We start from the raw sequence: 18,986 nt of genomic DNA, 5'->3' as shown, positions 1-18,986 counted from the left end.
GTCCGAATGGAGTCGCCCCTGTGCCGCTGCGATCGGCCGGCGGCAACGGTGCATGCTGCACTGTTTCCGACTCCGGCGCGCCGATCGCAGCGGTTGCCCAGCACGGCCGCGGCGCACGCGGCGCGCTGCGCCAAGCCTATGCGGCGGACCGGCGCCAGCATCGGGCGCGGCGTCGAGCCGCAGCAGGGCGGCCGTCCGGCGCTGCCCGCGGCCTGGCCGCGACGGGCCTGCGGCGACGTGCGCGGCGTCTGCCCGATCCTGGTTCTCGTCAACCGTCTGCAGAAGGAACATCCCACGTGAACGCGCTGTCCGAACAGCTCCTTTCCGAATTGCGCCACCTGCTGAGCGAGATGAGCGACGGCGGCAGCGTCGGTCCGTGCGTCTATGACACCGCGCGAGCTCTGCAGTTCCACGGCAACCTCACCGGTCGGCAGGACGCATACGCGTGGCTCATCGCGCAGCAACAGGCCGATGGCGGATGGGGAAGCGCGGACTTCCCGCTGTTTCGCCATGCGCCCACGTGGGCGGCGTTGCTGGCATTGCAACGTGCCGATCCTCTTCCCGGCGCTGCCGACGCAGTCCAGGCTGCAATCCGGTTCCTCGAGCGCCAGCCCGATCCGTACGCGCATGCCGTGCCAGAAGACGCGCCGATCGGCGCTGAGCTGATCCTGCCGCAGTTGTGTGGCGAGGCCGCATCCTTGCTGGGCGGCGTGGCGTTTCCCCGCCACCCGGCGCTGTTGCCATTGCGGCAAGCGTGCCTGCTCAAGCTGGGTGCGGTGGCGACGTTGCCGAGCGGCCATCCGTTGCTGCACTCCTGGGAAGCCTGGGGGACGTCGCCGGCCACCCTATGCCCGGATGACTACGGTAGCATCGGCATCAGTCCGGCGGCCACCGCCGCGTGGCGTGCGCACGCCGTGAAACAGGGGAGCACGCCGCAGGTCGGGCGCGCCGACGCGTATCTGCAGGCGGCATCGCGGGCGACGCACAGCGGCATCGAAGGCGTCGTTCCCAACGTCTGGCCTATCAATGTGTTCGAGCCATGCTGGGCGCTGTACACCTTGCATCTGGTCGGGCTGTTCGCGCATCCCGCGCTCGCCGATGCGGTGCGCGTGATCGTCGCCCAGCTCGACGCCCGCCTGGGCGTGCGCGGTCTGGGGCCGGCCTTGCACTTCGCGGCCGATGCGGACGACACCGCCGTTGCGTTGTGCGTCCTGCGCCTTGCAGGCCGCGCCCCGGCGGTCGATGCGTTGTGCCATTTCGAAATCGGCGAGCTGTTCGTCACCTTTCCCGGCGAGCGCAATGCCTCGGTGTCGACCAACATCCATGCCCTGCATGCGCTGCGACTGTTGGGAAAGCCCGCCGCCGGCACCAGCACCTACATCGAGGCCAAACGCAACCCGCATGGTCTTTGGGACAACGAAAAATGGCACGTTTCGTGGCTGTATCCCACCGCGCATGCGGTCGCTGCGCTGGCGCAAGGCAAGCCCAAGTGGCGCGACGAGCGCGCGCTGGCGGCGCTGCTGCAGGCGCAGCGCGACGACGGCGGCTGGGGCGCCGGTCGCGCGTCAACATTCGAGGAAACCGCCTATGCGCTGTTCACGTTGCACGTGATGAACGGGAGCGAAGAGCCAACAGGGCGCCGGCGGATCGCGCAGGCGGTAGCGCGTGCGCTGGAGTGGATGCTCGCCCGCCATGCGGCGCATAAAATGCCGGAGGCGCCGCTGTGGATCGGCAAGGAACTGTATTGCCCTACCCGGGTCGTGCGCGTGGCCGAACTCGCCGGGTTGTGGCTGGCGCTTCGTTGGGGGCGGCGCGTCGTAGCCGAGGGAGCAGGAGCGGCGCCATGATCCAGACCGAACGCGCGCTGCAGCAGGTCCTGGAGTGGGGGCGTACCCTGACCGGTTTCGCCGATGAGCATGGTGAGGAAGCGGTAAGGGGCGGCCAGTATATCCTGCAACGCATTCACCCGAGCCTGCGCGACACCAGCGCCCGCACCGGCCGCGATCCGCAGGACGAAACGCTGATCGTGGCGTTCTATCGCGAACTGGCGCTGCTGTTCTGGCTAGACGATTGCAACGACCTTGGCCTGATCGCGCCGGAGCAGCTCGCCGCCGTGGAGCAGGCGCTGGGGCACGGCGTACCGTGCGTGCTCTCCGGATTCGAGGGCTGCGCTCAGCTGCGCGCTTCGCTGGCTGCGCTCGCCTACGATCGTCGCGACTATGCTCGGCTTCTCGACTATACCCGGTGCTACTGCGCGGCGCTGCGCGCCGGACACGCGCAGGCGGCAGGGGCGCGACGCTGGTCTTACGCCGAGTACCTGCACAACGGCATCGATTCGATCGCTTACGGGAACGTGTTCTGTTGCCTGTCGCTGCTGTGGGGGCTGGACATGGCGACCTTGCGCGCGCGTCCAGCGTTTCGCCAGGTCCTGCGGCTCATCTCAGTGATAGGGCGCCTGCAGAACGATCTGCATGGACGCGACAAGGACAGGTCGGCCGGCGACAACGCGGCGATCCTGCTTCTGCAGCGCTATCCGGCTATGCCTGTGGTTGAGTTCCTCAACGACGAGTTGGCCGGCCATACGCGCATGCTGCACCGGGTGATGGCGGAAGAATGCTTTCCCGCGCCGTGGGGACCGTTGATCGAGGCGATGGCGGCGATCCGCGCGCAGTACTACCAGACTTCGACCAGCCGCTACCGCAGCGACGCTGCAGGGGGAGGCCAGCGTGCGTCGGCCTGAACGCGCCGGAGGCGGCGGCTTGGGCGCCCTGCCGTCGGTTCGATCCGACGCAACGCCGTCGCCCGCTGCTACGGATGGAGCGAGCATGAGCGACACCGCCCTGAGCCGGCGAAAGGACGAACATCTGGACATCGTGCTGGATCGGCGAACGGCGCCGGCCACGGTGGCCGCTGGCTGGGAGTACATCCGTTTCGAACACTGCGCACTGCCCGAGTTGGACCTGACGCAGATCGACCTGCGCGCCTCGCTGCTGGGCAAGGCTATGCGCGCGCCGCTGCTGATCAGCTCTATGACCGGCGGCATGCCACGGGCCGAGGCCATCAACCGGTATTTGAGCGAGGCAGCGCAAGCCTTGGGGATCGCCATGTGCGTCGGTTCGCAGCGTGTGAGCCTGCAATCCCGCAACTCCCAGGGGCTAACGCGCGCGCTGCGCCGCCTGGCGCCAGACATTCCCTTGCTGGCCAATATCGGCGCCGCGCAACTGCGGGAGGCCGACGGCCTGGACCTGGCGCGTCGCAGGTGGACGCGCTGGAGGCCGATGGGCTCATCGTCCATCTCAATCCGCTGCAGGAAGCGGTACAGCCGGAGGGCGACCGCGACTGGCGCGGCGTCCTGGCGCTGATCGCTGGCGCCGCGCGCATCGTGGGGGTGCCGATCGTGGCCAAGGAAGTGGGGGCGGGCCTGTCCGCCTCGGTGGCCTGTGCGCTCGTCGAGGCGGGCGTGGCGGTAATCGATGTCGCCGGCGCCGGCGGCACCAGTTGGGCCGCAGTGGAGGGCGAGCGCGCCCGCAATGCCGCCGACCGTGCAGTGGCGATGTCGTTCGCCGATTGGGGGATTCCCACCCTGACCAGCGTGCAGGCGGTGCGCCGGGCGCTGCCAACGGTGAAGCTGATCGCGTCGGGCGGGATCCGCGATGGCGTCGACGTGGCCAAGGCCATCCGCCTGGGCGCGGACATCGCCGGGCAGGCGGCCAGCGTGCTGGGCGCGGCGACAGTGTCCACCGAGGCGGTTGTCGCGCATTTCGAGATCGTCATCCGCCAGTTGGCCGTCGCCTGCTTCTGCACCGGCTCGGCTGATCTGGCGGCGTTGCGTCAGGCGCGCTTGTTGCCCTCGGCGCATTTGTCCGCCGGTTGATGTCGGCGTCGTCCGCACGCTAGCAGCAGGCTGCTGAAATACCTACGCCAAAGACAGACTATTGATCCCCCTGGCGAGACGGCTCGATGCACGGGAGCGATGTGTTCATGGAGCAGCTGTTCACGATGAAGCTTGGAAGATTTCGTTCCAGCCGATCATCCTTGTGCCCGCACCGGCTGATGATCAATGGAGCGCTGGTGCGGCTAGACGGCATCCTTTCCGGCATGTACGCCTGCAGTGCCAAAGGCGGTCGCCCCAGCGTTGCGCCGGAGAAATTGCTGCGGGCCGTGTGTTGCAGGTGTTCTACAGCGTCCGTCGGAATTGATGCAGCAGGTGCTGCTGTGGCAAGGCCAAGACCCGGGAATGCCGTCAGCTTTGATCAGGCGCTTCGGGTCGCCGGAAACGCGCGAAGAGTCCGGCTCTCGAAAAAGGCCGAACGCCTCAGATAAGGCCAGAACTCCTTGGGTCACCATCAAAACCAATTTGACGCCCCGGGACAATTTCGTCCGGCATTGTCCGGTGTACGACGATGTTGGGGATGCGACATAGGCGGATTGCCGTGTATTTAAACCGCTTTTCCTTTGGCACGCATATTGCGCCCTATCGGTAAACCTCGTCATGGGCCGGCGGCAATCGCTCGGAGATTGTCGAAATAGCACAATGATTTCTGCCGGGGTGACATCCGGCCCGACTAGAGCAGGACCTTTCAGATGATGTAGAAAAGCAAGCGGCCATACTCGCGGAGGAAATAGTCGCGTCAGGGCTGCATGGACGCTCTTTCCTGGTTGTTTCGGCGGCGGACGCCAACTCTTCAATCGGCACCCGACCAGTGCCTGGATGTCCAAGGAGCGCCCCTGTTGCGCGGCCTGGCTGCACCCGCGTGCTGGCTCTCCTCCAAGGCGACGCTCGGCGCTGCTGCAGACCGGCGACGAGAACCCAACTTCAAAATTCGCATTCCGAAAACCGAAAGAAGTGAACAGGTATGTCCAGGATCGGCGCTTTGACGCGCGCGGCACGGGGATCGGCAACTCAGACGCTGGCCAAGGGTTCGAAAAGTTTACACCCGCCGCTAGCGCCGGCCGATTTCAAGCGCGCACTTACGATCAACGATCGATATGGCGGGCTCACTGTCAATGTCCCCAAAATGCCTTTCTGGCTGACCGGGGGTGAAGCCTTAGTCTACCGCCGGACTAGCCACGGCGAGCAGCAGTTCATGCAGGTCGATGCTGCCACGGGTTTCAAGCGGCCCGCTTTCGATCAGGCGCGTCTGGCGGCAGCGCTAAACAAGGTGAGCCATGAGAGCTATCAAGCCGGCAATCTTCCGTTCGACCGTTTCGAACTGAGTGAGGATGGTCGCAGGCTCGACTTCCAGATTGAAGACACCCGGTGGAGCTGCGACCTTGCAAGCTACGACTGTACCAGCACCACGTTCGATGCAAGGAAAGGGGACCCTAGGGAGCTCAGCCACCGCTACACGCCGCCAGCGGAGAACAACCCCGACAAGAGCAACGCGTCGCCCGACGGCAAATGGATCGCCTATATCAAGAACTGCAATGTTTTCCTGCGCAGCGAGGACGGATTGCAGGATGTTCCTCTGAGCCGGGACGGAGCCGAAGGCAATTGCTACGTCTTTTCGACGCTGAGCTGGTCGCCGGACTCGCGCCACCTCGCCGCTTACCTTGTTCGCCCCGGCTATAGGCGGGAGGTCCGCTATCTCAATTCTTCGACGGACCAGTTGGAGCGGGAATATTCAACAATATTCTATCCCAGGCCGGGCGATGTCCTTCCGCTGCCCCAGCCGGTCCTGTTCGACATTGCCGGCCCGCGCCAGATCGTGATTGACGATGCCCTCTTCTCGAACGTCTTCGAACTTTCCGCTCTCCGGTGGTGGGCGGACAGCCGCGGCTTCACTTTCGAATATAACCAGCGCGGGCATCAGCTCTATCGCCTGGTCGAGGTAGACGCCGCCACGGGCCACGGGCGCTCCCTGATCGATGAGACCAGCGAGACATTCGTTGATTATTTGCCGCTGGGGCATGGCCAGGAGGATGCCGGAAAAATCTTCCGTTTCGATGTCGATGACGGGAAGGAGATCATCTGGGCATCCGAGCGCGACGGGTATGAGCATTTGTATCTTTTCAACGGCCGGACAGGCGCGCTCGAAAACCAGATCACCCGAGGTGAGTGGGTCGTCCGGAGGGTCAACCATGTCGATCCGGTCAAGCGTCAGATCTGGTTCGAGGCGAGCGGGATGAACCCGCAGGAGGACCCCTATTGGGTCCATGCTTACCGCATCGGCTTTGACGGCAAGGGACTGACTGCACTGACGCCCGAACCGGCCAACCACCATATCGAGTTCTCGCCTGACAGGCGCTATTATGTCGATCTCTGGTCACGCATCGATCTGCCCCCGCGCATGGCACTCTACCGCGCCAGCGACAATGCCAAGCTCCAGCAGATCGAGACGGCCGACATTTCCGAGCTCGTCGCCGCAGGCTGGCAGCCGCCGCTCAGTTTCCATTCCAAGGGGCGCGACGGCAAAACTGATATCTGGGGCGTGCTCCACCTGCCAGCCAACTTCGACCCGACGAAGAAATACCCGGTTGTGGAGAATATCTATGCTGGACCCCACGGCTCCTTCGTCCCGAAATCCTTCTCGCGGTGGACAGAGCCGCTCACGCAGCTGGGCTTCGTCGTTGCTCAGATCGACGGCATGGGCACCAACAACCGCTCCCGCGCCTTCCATGATGTTGCTTGGAAGAATCTGAAGGACGCAGGATTTCCCGATCGCATTCTGTGGCACAAGGCGGCGGCCGCGCAATATCCATGGTACGACATATCCAACGTCGGCATTTTTGGCGCATCCGCCGGCGGCCAGAGTGCAGTCAGCGCGCTGCTCTTTCACCCCGATTTCTACAAGGTCGCCGTCGCCAAAAACGGCTGCTACGACAACAGGATAGACAAGACCTGGTGGAACGAACTGTGGATGGGGTGGCCGGTCGGCATTGAATATTCGCAATCCTCCGCCGTTGACAATGCTCACAGGCTGCAGGGCAAGCTGATGATCGCGGTCGGCGAAATGGATGATAATGTCGATCCGTTTTGCTCGTTCCAGCTTGCCGATCGACTCATCAAGGCAGGAAAAGATTTTGACATGGTCTACGTTCCTGGTGCCAATCACCATACTCTAGGCACCTACACCGAGCGCAAACTCCTAGACTTCTTCGTTCGCAACATTCTCGGTCAGACCCCGCCCGACTGGAACACCAAACCGATCGAGCTGGAATAGCTTGTGGCTCTTGCAATTGTTAGCTCGCCTTATCGGCTGTAATCAGGGCGAGGCGCGAGCAAATCTTCACCGAAGGACGATCGTGGAGTCTAGGACTTGCGCTGCGTATTGAGGATCGGCTCGCCGCGACGTTGGTCTGCGCAAACTGCTTGATGGGCACGCCTGCAGACCGCGTGTGTGCGATTGCAAGATCCACTATCAGCCTCGTGTGAAGCGTTCAGGGGAAAAGCCGCACACCAACGCCGCTTCCGCTCGCCGTAACGCTACGGCGGTGCCGCCCACCCGATCCGCTCGACGAGCATTGGAACACATAGGTCCCCGAACGGACGATTGCCTTGGCAATAGAAGACCCTCGTCGGTCATCGCCGGTGTCGGTGGCAGCCCGCCGGTCTGGAGCTGCCACGATTCTCATCCTCGCGTCACATAGGAGCTGAAGCTTTCCGGATCGGGTATCCAATCGGCATCCAGTTGCTCGGCGATATGGTTGAATTCTGCCCTCAGGACAAGAGTGAGTAGAGCAGCCCCGCTACGAAAATCCCATCCTGGTTCGTTTGACGCATCGACTATTCAGATTGATTGGCGTGATACCCGGCGCGGCCGCAACACGCGAGGCCGTCAACCGCTGAGCAGAAAACCAGCCTTCGCCTTCCGCGGCGGCGGACCTCGTCAGCCTCTCGAAAGCTTGCCTGAGTAGGTTGCTCATGTGATCTGTGGAAGTGAGGATAGCGTGCACCCGTACAAACTAGACATTCATCGTGGCAGCTTGGCTGCAGGTGCAGCACGCCGTACCGCACGAGCAAGCGGACAGGCCGGCCAAGCCGGTTTTGAGCAGCACTTGGGCGAACTGCAGGCGGCGGACGAGTTGATGGGTGCGCCAGGCGAGGAGGTCCTCGTCAATGGCTCGCATGGTAAAGGTGAGTTGAGACCAACGAAGAGGCAGAGGATCCAAAGCAATCTGCAGCATGCTGTCACTGAGCGGCAACCAGGTGAGGTTGGCAACTCAGGCGCTCGCGTGATGATGCAACTCCCCACCCATCAGGTGGGTACATCGGAACGGGAGGCGCAACTTGTGATGCAGGGGGACGAGCACGAATACACCCCAGCACCGCATCTCGACGGGTCGATGCCCTCGACAGTGCAGCCGGATCGTCCAATTGTGGTCCCCGACGGTGCCGACAAGCGTCCTGTTTATTCCAACGATGCCACCGCCATCGAAGGGCTGAAGTCAGCACTCCTTGCGGGTAAAGCCAGGCCGGACACGGTCACTCGCAGCACAAATTCTCTTTTCGGCTTTAGTCGTTGGCTCTTTCAAAACAACAAGCCAGGGCTTGCTGCTCGGCTTTACCATCCGTCGCTGAGCCAGGATCTCGAGGAGTACGAGAGTAGGGGTGGTTCCTCCACCGTGGCTGGCGCACTGCGTCAATTGATGAAGTCGATGGGCGGAGCCGGCCCGATTGTGGGTCGCGCTGTCCTGAACCCCCATCCTGACGACGCCGCGCTCACCAGACATTTCAGATCCGCGAGCGGCTACGCAACTGCTCTTAACCATTTCAGTCATTACCTACGTCAAAATGACAAGCTCGGAATTGCGGGTCGCATTTACGATAAATCGCTGGATAAAGATGTTGAGAGCTACAAGGCCGCCTCCTCTAATGGTGGAGCTCCGATCGAATCTGCGCTGGTTTATCTCCGCAAGAACCCGCCGCGCGTTATACTCGGGAATCATCTGGAAAACGCGGTCAGCATGGAGGCTCGTCCCCGTGGCGACGCTGCTCAGCATACCGCACCACAGCAGGGATTCGATTGGCCAGAGGAGCTCCTGCCGGTAGGTTATAAGGAGGGCACCGATCTACCATTGTCTCTCGCCCCAACCGCGCACCAACACCAAGCGCCCGACTTTGGAGAGGCCGTCCCTCACTTGAACTGGCGCCACGGCGACCAGGGCGCCCCGGAGGAGCTGGTAGCTGCACGGGACAGGAGCAGCCCGCTGCCAAGCGAGGCGGTGCCACATAAATCTGGACGGGGACTCGCTACGCAGCCCAGATTGTGGGCGGAGAAATCCGCCTCGCCAGAGCTCTTTCGACGGCGGGCGGAGCAGGCTCTGCCGGCGTCCGCCAGAGGTGTGGAGACATCCTCCGCGGTTGATGAAGCCGCGCAGGCCGCTCGCCAAGCTTTGGCTTGGTTGCAGCAGGAGATGGAGGGGATCGAACCGATGCAGGATCCTCATAAGGTGGCTACACCGGAATGTGAGGCGCAGCTCGTCAGGCAGAGGGATGAGCACGAATCCACCCCAGCACCGCATCCCGGAGGTGGTGGGTCGATGCCCTCGACAGTGCAGCCGGATCGTCCAATTGTAGTCCCCGACGGTGCCGACAAGCGTCCTGTCTATTCCAACGATGCGACCGCTATCGAAGGGCTGAGGGCAGCATTCCACGCGGGTAAGGCCAAAGCGAACACGGTCACTTACAATGTAAATTCTCTTTTCGGCTTTAGTCGGTGGCTCCTTCAAAACAACAAGCCAGGGTTTGCTGCTCGGCTTTACCATTCGTCGCTGGATCAGGATCTCAAGGAGTACGAGAGTACGGGTGGTTCCTCCACCGTGGCTGGCGCACTGCGTTACCTCAAGAAGTCGACAGGCGGAGCCCCGATTATGGCTCGCCCTGTCGTGATCCCCTATCCTGACGATGCCGAGCTCATTAGAAATTACAGAGCCGCTTCGACCAAGGAGTACCTGGCAGCGCCTGCGACCGGACGGAATCCAGATACCGTGGGCGGCTATACAAATTTTCTTAGACATTTTAGTCAGTACCTGCGTCAAAATAACAAGCTTGGGATTGCGGCTCGGATTCACGACAAATCGCTGGATAAAGATGTTGAGAGCTTCAAGGCTGTCTCCTATGGTAATAGGCTAAGTATCAGTTCTGCATTGGCTCACCTCCGGGATATCCTGCCGCGCATTGTGCTCGGGCGCGAAACTGTCCTTTCTGCTCATCCGGCAGACGCAGTCACCAGGCGCGTTGGGGCCGCTGCTGAAGCTGGGCCAGCGGCACCGGCAAGAGCTCCCCAACCCGCCTCGCCAGCAACCGCTAGGCTGCCAGGCACCTACCGCGGCCTTCCACTGGTTGATGTGACCACACTGACTACCAGTTCCTCTGGGGCTCAGATCGGGGCGCTCGATCCGACAGCCCCGTCCAACGTTGCAACGGGGCGGGTGCTCGGCGCCGCCGAATGGCTGAGCGACGCCCATATCCAGAGAGATTACAATTTGCTGGAGGGGCAACTGCAGGGGATCAATCCGGCGCTCGCTGCCCGGACTCGGCTGGTGGATCCTTCCGTATCCCATCTACTGCGACACACGTCGCCGCAAGACGCTCGAGGCATATTGCAGTCCATCTATAATCAAAACAACGCCACAGCCGACTTCCTGTTCTTGCCAGTGAATAATGGCACGGCTACTAGCCCCGGCACCCATTGGTCGCTGCTGCTCGTTGATCGCCGCGACCCGGAAAGGCGGTTCGCCTATCACTACGACTCCCTCCAGCGAGAGGGATATAACGACGTGCCTGCAAAACAGCTCGCAGGACTGCTGAATGCCACCTTGGCGCCAGCCCCCATGGCCAGACAGACGAACCATTATGATTGCGGCGTATTTGTCCTGGAGGGCACGTGGGCGCTGGTTGAACGATTGGTGAAAGGGCAGCGGCCAGACCACGAGCCGCTGCCCCTCGACAACCTCGTTGCCGATCGGCAGGCGCTGCAAGACCGGCTAAGGAGGCGCTTGCCGCACGAGGAAGAGCCGCGGCAGCTGCTGGAGGATGAACCCGCCTCCCCACCGATGATGGCATTCGAGCCAGGGGAACTGCGGCAACTGTTGGAAGACGAGCCTGCCTCCCCACCAATGATGGCGTTCGAGCCAGGGGAACTGCGGCAACTGTTGGAGGACGAACCTGCCTCCCCACCAATGATGGCGTTCGAGCCAGGGGAACTGCGGCAACTGTTGGAGGACGAGCCTGCCTCCCCACCAATGATGGCGTTCGAGCCAGGGGAACTGCGGCAGCTGTTGGAGGATGAACCCGCTTCCCCACCGATGATGGCGTTCGAGCCAGGGGAACTGCGGCAACTGTTGGAGGATGAACCCGCTTCCCCACCGATGATGGCGTTCGAGCCAGGGGAACTGCGGCAACTGTTGGAAGACGAGCCTGCCTCCACTTGGGCACAAATCAATTCGACCCCACATGCGCGAGCGGACGGTGTTCATCAGCCAGCCCAGGCGCCGTGGCTCCCTGAACGCAGAAGATAACTTTGCGGAGGAGCGGTCACGCAACTGTCGGCGGCGCCGGGCCTCAGGGTGAATGGAAAGGATGGAGTGGCGGATGGTGTCGCGTGAAGGCGCAACACGCGTGCTGACCGACCTGCATACGTAGGAAGTCGTTCATTGCTCCCAAATCGTATGTGAGGAACATTCCTGTCCCGGCTGCGCCGCGCGATGCTAGGTCGCGTTGTTCAGCGGGCCAAGCCGATGACACCTACGAAGCTACTGATCGGGCAGATCGCCGTTGTGTGCGCAATTGTCATTATCGGCGTATGGACGGCAACCCAATGGTGCGCTCAAATGCTGACCTACCAGACGCCTCTCGGCGCACCATGGTTTCTCTTCGCCGGCTGGCCAATCTACAAGCCGTGGAAGCTGTTTGAATGGTGGTTCCACTTCGATGCTTATGCGCCGGAGGTCTTCGACAAAGCCGGTACGCTTGCAGGCGCCAGCGGATTCCTGGGCTGTGCCGCCGCAATCGCTGGCTCGCTTTTGCGCGCGCGACAGCGCGGGTCGGTTACGACCTATGGGTCTTCACGGTGGGCCACGACTCATGAGGTCGAGACGGCAGGGTTGTTACGGCCGGCGGGCGTTTTCCTCGGTAGGCTGAACGATCGCTATCTGCGCCATGACGGCCCGGAGCACGTCATGGCATTTGCGCCGACGCGTTCGGGCAAGGGCGTGGGGCTGGTTGTTCCAACGCTACTTTCCTGGACCGGGTCTGCCATCATTCATGATATAAAAGGCGAAAATTGGCAGTTGACCTCCGGCTGGCGGTCGAAATTCTCGTACTGCCTTCTGTTCAATCCGACCGACCCGAGATCGGCACGCTACAACCCGCTGCTGGAGGTGCGCAAAGGCCCAGATGAGATCCGGGACGTTCAAAACATCGCCGACATCCTCGTCGATCCCGAGGGCGCGCTGGAGCGACGGAACCACTGGGAGAAGACCAGCCATTCACTCCTAGTTGGCGCCATTTTGCACGTGCTCTACGCTGAAGAGGACAAGACGCTGGCCCGCGTCGCCACCTTCCTGTCGGACCCGCAACGCTCGTTTGCCGCAACGCTACGGCGGATGATGACGACAAACCATCTCGGGACGGGGCATAACCCTCAGGTCCATCCCGTAGTGGCCTCGGCGGCTCGCGAACTCCTGAACAAGTCGGAAAACGAGCGCTCAGGCGTCCTCTCGACCGCCATGTCCTTTCTCGGGCTTTATCGTGATCCAACGGTCGCGGCGGCCACTTCGTCCTGCGACTGGCGCATCGCTGACCTAGTGGATGGAGAGCGACCGCTGTCGCTCTATCTGGTCGTGCCGCCTTCGGATATCTCGCGCACCAAGCCTTTGGTGCGACTGATCTTGAACCAGATCGGCAGGCGGTTGACGGAGCGTCTGGAGGGGGACCCGAAGAAGAGCCGTAAGCATCAGCTGCTCATGATGCTGGACGAGTTTCCGGCGCTCGGTCGCCTCGACTTCTTCGAAACGGCGCTCGCCTTCATGGCAGGTTATGGCATTCGCTCCTATCTGATCGCACAATCTTTGAACCAGGTTTCAAAGGCCTATGGCGAGAACAATGCTATTCTCGACAATTGCCACGTGCGAATTGCCTTTTCCTCCAATGACGAACGCACGGCCAAGCGCATCTCGGATGCCCTCGGCACCGCAACCGAACTTAGGTCGATGCGCAACTATGCGGGCCATCGGCTTGCGCCCTGGCTTTCACATGTCATGGTGAGCCGCCAGGAAACCGCGCGCCCGCTCCTGACGCCAGGCGAGGTGATGCAATTGCCGCCGTCAGACGAATTGGTCCTGGTTTCTGGGTTGCCGCCGATCCGCGCCAAGAAGCTGCGCTATTATCAGGATCAGAATTTCACAGATCGGGTGCTGCCTGCGCCGGTGCTGCACGACGGGCCCTATGCGGACTGCCCTGCATCACGCCCGGACGGCTGGACTGGACAAGTGTGCAGCGTCGATAGCCGACTTGCTGCGGACGAGGAAAGCGCCGACGCGCCAGTTGAAGACGAGGGAGGCGTTCAGCAGCAACGCCATCCAAGCCTGCCCGAAGAAGACGTTGTTGTCTCTCAAGAGCCCGATCAGGCCGATCTGTACAAGCCCGCAGACGATGACAGCGAAGCGCTCGCGGACAAGCGTGTCATGGATCGGATTTCCACTGCGGCCCGCGCCTACGGTATCAACGAGGGCAGGGGCGACGATGTCATTCCCGGCTTCTGAAGTCCGCTGAGTTGCAGAGCGCACCTCAGCGTAGATAACGGCCATAAGCAATTTTGAGCGTCTGGCCGATGCTTCTCCCGTCGCCGGCGCAACGCCGGGCCGTCGGAACGAGCCGCATGAAGCCGCACCGCATTCGCCATCAGTTTCTGCTTGAGCCGGAGCTCAGCGAGAAGCTGGACAACCTCAGTCGCGATCCGTCAACGACCAAATCAGCGATCGTGGCGAAGGCGATCGAGGCGTTCATCGAGCGGCGTGGCGAGAGCGAGTTCGATCGGCGCTACGGCGTAAGGCTTGACCGGCTCTCCCGCGATCTTGCCCACGTCAGGCGCGATTCCGAGGTGATCCTGGAGAGCCTGGCGCTCTTCATCCGCTTTTCGATCACCCTTCATGCCCACACGCCGGTCCCGGATCGGGCAACGCAGGCTATTGCCCAAGAGCGTTTCGAGAAATTCGTTGAGAAGGTCGGCCGCCAGATCGCTTCCGGCAAAAAGTCGCTTAGCAAAGACAATGGTGGGGGAGGGGAAGGATGAGCTCTCATCCCGAGGCCGACCACCGGCGGCGTGTCATGCTACGCACCGCCATGGGTCCGGCAATCACCGAAGCCCTGGCCGATCCGTCCGTCATCGAGGTGATGGTCAATCCCGACGGCGCGCTGCGACTCGACCGGTTAGGCGAAGGTCGGGTCGATACCGACGTTCACATGCACCCGTCCGAGGCAGAACGTATCATCCGCCTGGTTGCTTCGCACGTGCGCGCCGAGGCGCACGCCGACAACCCGATCGTCAGTGCCGAATTGCCGTCTGGCGAACGCTTCGAAGGCCTGCTGCCACCTGTGGTGTTGGCGCCATGTTTTGCCATCCGCAAGCCCGCCGCGAAAGTCTACACCCTGGCCGACTATGTTGCCGAACGCATCATGCTGCCGCTGCAGGCCGATGCGCTGAAAAAGGCCGTCCACGAGCGGCGCAACATGCTGATCGCCGGCGGCACTTCCTCGGGGAAGACAACACTCGCCAACGCTCTGCTGGCTGAAGTCGCCGAATGCGACGATCGGGTGATCCTGATCGAGGACACACGCGAACTGCAGTGCGCGGCCAGGGACTGCGTTGCCCTGAGAACGAGGCGGGGCTCGGTCACCCTTGCCGATCTCGTGCGCTCGACGCTGAGGCTCAGGCCGGACCGCATCATCGTGGGCGAGGTGAGGGGCGCGGAAGCGCTCGACATGCTGAAGGCATGGGACACCGGGCACCCAGGCGGCATCGCTACCGTACACGCCAATTCCGCGCGCTCGGCTCTCTATCGCATTGAGCAACTCGCCCAGGAAGCGGTGGTCACCGTTCCCCGCCGGCTCATCGCTGAGGCGATAGATCTGATCGTCTTTATAGCGGGACGCGGCTCGTCGCGCCACATCGACGCAATCGCCGAGGTCACCGGTCTCGACGGCAGCGGCGATTACGCCGTTGCCCCGCTCACGCTTTCGCAACTCCAGCAGCTTTGAAAGGCCTTCCTCATGCGCAAGAAGCTTCGCTTTCTTTCGTCCACAGCGCTCGCGTTTCTTATCACGGCCCCGGTTTATGCGGCCGGCTCCGGCATGCCGTGGGAGCAGCCGCTGCAGCAGATCCTGGAGTCCGTGCAGGGACCGGTCGCCAAGATCGTTGCGGTGATCATCATTATCACCACCGGCCTGACGCTTGCCTTCGGCGACACCGCCGGTGGTTTTCGGCGCCTGATTCAGATCGTCTTCGGTCTGTCGATCGCCTTCGCGGCATCGAGCTTCTTCCTCTCCTTCTTCTCCTTCGGTGGTGGGGCGCTCGTCTGATGGCCGCCGGGGAGCAGCATATCGAGGGCTTCGCAGTACCGGTCCACCGGGCGCTGACCGAGCCGATCCTGCTCGGCGGGGCTCCGCGCGCGGTGGCGATCCTCAACGGTACAGTGGCCGCGGCCATTGGCTTCGGCTTGCAGCAATGGATTGCTGGTCTGGTGCTTTGGATCGCGGGCCACTCGTTAGCGGTCTTTGCCGCAAGACGCGATCCGGACTTCGCCAGCGTGCTTGTGCGCCACCTACGTCTGAAGGGGTGGCTTGCATGCTGAACCTTTCGGAATATCGAAGCAAAGCCGACCGGCTTGCCGACCATCTACCCTGGGCTGCCTTGGTGGCGCCCGGCATCGTGCTCAACAAGGACGGCAGCTTTCAGCGGACGTTGCGGTTCCGCGGCCCGGATCTCGAAAGTGCGACGGAGGCTGAACTCGTCGGCATTTGCGCCCGGGCGAACAATGCTCTCAGACGCCTTGGCTCTGGCTGGGCATTGTTCTTTGAGGCCGAGCGCATAGAAGCGCTGGGCTATCCGAACTCGCATTTTCCTGACGCCGCGTCGTGGCTGGTCGACGAAGAACGCCGCGCTGCTTTCGAGGGGAAGGTAGCGCACTACGAGAGCCGCTATCATCTGACCTTGGTGTTTATGCCACCGCCGGACGCCCAGGCGCGCGCAGAAAGCGCGCTCGTCGACTCTCATTATTCCCAAGGAGAAAGAGACTGGCGCCAGGATCTGGCGAGGTTCCGTGACGAGACCAACCGCGTGCTCGATCTCTTCTCGGGTTTCATGTCCGAAGTACGCGTCCTCGATGATGCTCAGACGCTGACCTACCTCCACGGCACGATTTCGCCTCGCCGCCATCCTATCATGGCCCCCGAAACGCCGATATATCTGGATGCAATACTGGTCGATGCGCCGCTTACCGGTGGCCTGGAGCCGATGCTGGGTGAGCAGCATCTTCGCACACTGACCATCCTCGGCTTTCCGAACCTCACCCGGCCCGGGATCCTCGATACCCTCAATCATCAGGATTTCGCCTATCGCTGGATGACGCGCTTCATTCCGCTCGAGAAAACGGAAGCCACGAAGACGCTGACGCGGTTGCGCCGGCAGTGGTTTGCCAAGCGCAAATCGATCGTGGCAATCCTACGCGAGGTCATTACCAACGAGCCGGTCCCGCTTGTCGATAGCGATGCCGACAACAAGGCGCTCGATGCCGACGAAGCCCTTCAGGCATTGGGCGGCGATCATGTGAGCTTCGGCTATCTCACCACCACCGTGACGGTGTGGGGCGAGGATCGCCAAGCCGCTGCAGAGAAGCTTCGCGCGGTCGAGCGCATCATCAATGGGCTCGGCTTCACCACGATCCGAGAAGGCGTCAATGCGGTCGAGGCTTGGCTCGGCTCATTGCCTGGCCATGTCTACGCTAACGTTCGCCAACCGCTCGTTCATACATTGAACCTTGCCCATCTCATGCCGCTGTCGTCGGTTTGGGCCGGTCCTGCGACAAACGAGCATCTCGCGAAAGTCACCCAAACCGAAGCGCCACCGCTTTTCGTTGCCGAGACCAGTGGGTCGACACCGTTTCGGCTTTCCACCCACGTCGAAGATGTCGGCCACATGCTGGTTGTTGGTCCGACCGGCGCCGGCAAGTCGGTTCTGCTTGCTCTGATTGCTCTGCAGTTCAGGCGCTATGCCGGCGCCCAGGTTTATGTCTTCGACAAAGGCAATTCGGCCCGTGCTGCAACACTTGCCATGGGTGGAGAACACCACGCGCTAGGAGCGGACGGTTCCCTTGCCTTTCAGCCACTGCGCAGCATCAACGACCAGGCTAGCCGAAGCTGGGCGGCCGAATGGATCGCCAGCCTTGTTGCCCACGAGAACGTCACCGTCACGCCGGAGGTGAAGGAGGCTATTTGGTCAGCGCTGGCCAGCCTTGCCACCGCGCCGGCGCAGGAACGCACACTGACCGGTCTTTCGGTCCTGCTTCAATCCAATGCGCTGAAGACCGCATTGATGCCCTACACGCTCGACGGTCCCTTCGGCCGCCTGCTCGATGCCGATCATGATGGGCTGGCCTTGTCGGATGTGCAGTGTTTCGAGACCGAGGAGTTAATGCACAGCCAAGGCGCTTTGCTGCCGGTGCTTACCTATCTGTTCCAGCGACTTGAGGAACGGTTCGACGGACGGCCCACGCTGATCATGCTCGACGAGGCGTGGGTCTATCTCGACAATCCGCTGTTCGCCGCCCGCATCCGCGAATGGCTGAAGGTGCTGCGAAAGAAGAACGTGTCGGTTGTCTTCGCTACGCAGTCGCTGGCTGATATCGCGGGCTCTGGCATAGCGCCGGCAATCATCGAAAGCTGCCCGCAGCGCATTTTCCTTCCCAATGATCGTGCCGTGGAACCCCAGGCGCGCACAGCCTACGAGCGCTTCGGTTTAAGCGAGCGGCAGATCGAATTGATCGCCCGCGCCACGCCGAAGCGTCAGTATTATCTGCAATCGCGCCGCGGCAACCGTCTGTTCGAGCTCGAGCTTGGCCCCATCGCTCTTGCGCTTTGCGGTGCTTCCGATCCGGCCACGCAGACTCTGATCGACAGGATCATGTCCGAAGACGGGCAAGGCAGCTTTGCCTCGCAGTTCCTGATCGCGCGCGGCCTCGATTGGGCCGGCGAACTTCTCAAGCAATTCCCTCAACCAGACAAGGAGCAATTTGCATGATGCGGCGACGCCTTCTCTCCGGCCTGATCACCGTTTCCCTGATCGCCAAGCCTATGGCCGACTATGTGCAGCCCGCCTACGCCCTTATCGTGTTCGATCCGTCCAATTATGCGCAGAACGTGCTGACGGCCGCGCGCGCATTGGAGCAGATCAACAACCAGATCCAGTCGCTGCAGAATCAGGCGACCATGCTGCAGAACATGGCGCGCAATCTTCAGCGTCTGGATTTCTCTTCCGTTGGCCAACTCACCGGTTCGCTCCATCGCATCGACGGCTTGATGGACCAGGCGAGTGGCCTCAGCTTTGATCTGGGCAAGCTTCAAGACCAGTGGCGCAGCCAATATCCGGAAAGCTACGACGCCACGATCAAGGTCAGCGATGTGGCGAGTGCTGCGCGCGAGCGTTGGCAAACCGCCATGCAGGCGTTCCGCCAGACCATGGGGGTCCAGTCGCAAATCGTCGAGAACGTCCGCGCCGACGGCGATCTGCTCGCCGATCTCGTCAACCGCAGCCAAGGGGCGGCCGGTGCGCTTCAGGCAAGCCAGGCCACCAACCAGCTGATGGCGCTTTCGACAAAGCAGCAGATGCAGATCCAGACGCTGCTCGCAACGCAGTTTCGAGCTGAGGCCGAGGATGCCGCCCGCAAGGCCCAGTCAGAGGAAGCCGCCCGCGAGATGACGAAGCGATTCTTGGGTACCGGCTCGGCTTATCCCGGCAATTAATCACGAGTTCATCACGACGAGGAAG

The 18,986-nt window shown here is 62.2% G+C and carries 12 protein-coding genes and 2 pseudogenes; all 14 read left to right on the top strand.

All coding sequences use genetic code 11. The features are described 5' to 3' along the window. Window positions 1-6 precede the first annotated feature (6 nt). On the top strand, window positions 7-300 hold the full coding sequence (locus tag CIT25_RS37215) for a hypothetical protein (RefSeq protein WP_095488549.1): 294 nt from the start codon (window positions 7-9) through the stop codon (window positions 298-300). Continuing rightward, window positions 297-1,847 (top strand): hypothetical protein, encoded by a 1,551-nt coding sequence (locus CIT25_RS28575; protein WP_095488548.1) that lies wholly within the window; start codon window positions 297-299, stop codon window positions 1,845-1,847. The genes CIT25_RS37215 and CIT25_RS28575 overlap by 4 nt, the downstream gene beginning before the upstream one ends. Then, window positions 1,844-2,740 carry a terpene synthase family protein gene (locus CIT25_RS28570; RefSeq protein ID WP_095488547.1) on the top strand — a complete coding sequence of 299 codons (897 nt, stop codon included), beginning with the start codon at window positions 1,844-1,846 and terminating at the stop codon, window positions 2,738-2,740. The genes CIT25_RS28575 and CIT25_RS28570 overlap by 4 nt, the downstream gene beginning before the upstream one ends. Before the next feature lie 85 nt (window positions 2,741-2,825). Then, a pseudogene (fni, locus tag CIT25_RS28565) lies at window positions 2,826-3,874 on the top strand (type 2 isopentenyl-diphosphate Delta-isomerase). A gap of 86 nt (window positions 3,875-3,960) precedes the next feature. Continuing rightward, a pseudogene (locus tag CIT25_RS38580) lies at window positions 3,961-4,190 on the top strand (transposase); the annotation flags it as partial. Window positions 4,191-4,856: 666 nt separating this feature from the next. Next, entirely contained in the window at window positions 4,857-7,163 is a 2,307-nt protein-coding gene (locus tag CIT25_RS28560) for a S9 family peptidase (protein ID WP_095488546.1), read from the top strand. Window positions 7,164-7,998: 835 nt separating this feature from the next. Beyond that, the gene (locus tag CIT25_RS28555) at window positions 7,999-11,463 is read left to right on the top strand and encodes a Ulp1 family isopeptidase (protein WP_245330027.1); all 3,465 of its coding nucleotides are present in this window, start codon (window positions 7,999-8,001) and stop codon (window positions 11,461-11,463) included. A gap of 219 nt (window positions 11,464-11,682) precedes the next feature. Further along, window positions 11,683-13,707 carry a conjugal transfer protein TraG gene (locus CIT25_RS28550; protein ID WP_024502848.1) on the top strand — a complete coding sequence of 675 codons (2,025 nt, stop codon included), beginning with the start codon at window positions 11,683-11,685 and terminating at the stop codon, window positions 13,705-13,707. A 116-nt stretch (window positions 13,708-13,823) separates the two neighbouring features. After that, entirely contained in the window at window positions 13,824-14,237 is a 414-nt protein-coding gene (locus CIT25_RS28545; protein WP_095488561.1) for a CopG family transcriptional regulator, read from the top strand. Continuing rightward, window positions 14,234-15,202 (top strand): P-type conjugative transfer ATPase TrbB, encoded by a 969-nt coding sequence (gene trbB / locus CIT25_RS28540; protein WP_095488545.1) that lies wholly within the window; start codon window positions 14,234-14,236, stop codon window positions 15,200-15,202. Before CIT25_RS28545 ends, trbB begins: the two co-directional genes overlap by 4 nt. A 12-nt stretch (window positions 15,203-15,214) precedes the next feature. Continuing rightward, window positions 15,215-15,523, top strand: coding sequence for a TrbC/VirB2 family type IV secretion system protein (locus CIT25_RS28535; protein ID WP_024502851.1), 309 nt, complete (start codon window positions 15,215-15,217; stop codon window positions 15,521-15,523). Then, complete coding sequence (locus CIT25_RS28530) at window positions 15,523-15,795, top strand: VirB3 family type IV secretion system protein (RefSeq protein ID WP_024502852.1); 273 nt, start codon at window positions 15,523-15,525, stop codon at window positions 15,793-15,795. Before CIT25_RS28535 ends, CIT25_RS28530 begins: the two co-directional genes overlap by 1 nt. Continuing rightward, the gene (trbE, locus tag CIT25_RS28525) at window positions 15,789-18,239 is read left to right on the top strand and encodes a conjugal transfer protein TrbE (RefSeq protein ID WP_095488544.1); all 2,451 of its coding nucleotides are present in this window, start codon (window positions 15,789-15,791) and stop codon (window positions 18,237-18,239) included. The genes CIT25_RS28530 and trbE overlap by 7 nt, the downstream gene beginning before the upstream one ends. Then, entirely contained in the window at window positions 18,236-18,961 is a 726-nt protein-coding gene (gene trbJ, locus CIT25_RS28520) for a P-type conjugative transfer protein TrbJ (RefSeq protein ID WP_095488543.1), read from the top strand. Before trbE ends, trbJ begins: the two co-directional genes overlap by 4 nt. Window positions 18,962-18,986: the final 25 nt, after the last annotated feature.

The sequence above is a fragment of the Mesorhizobium mediterraneum genome, from assembly GCF_002284565.1.
Lineage (GTDB): Bacteria > Pseudomonadota > Alphaproteobacteria > Rhizobiales > Rhizobiaceae > Mesorhizobium > Mesorhizobium mediterraneum.
The sequence above is the reverse complement of the archived record's forward strand: the minus strand, read 5'-3'. Positions and strand labels throughout refer to the sequence as shown.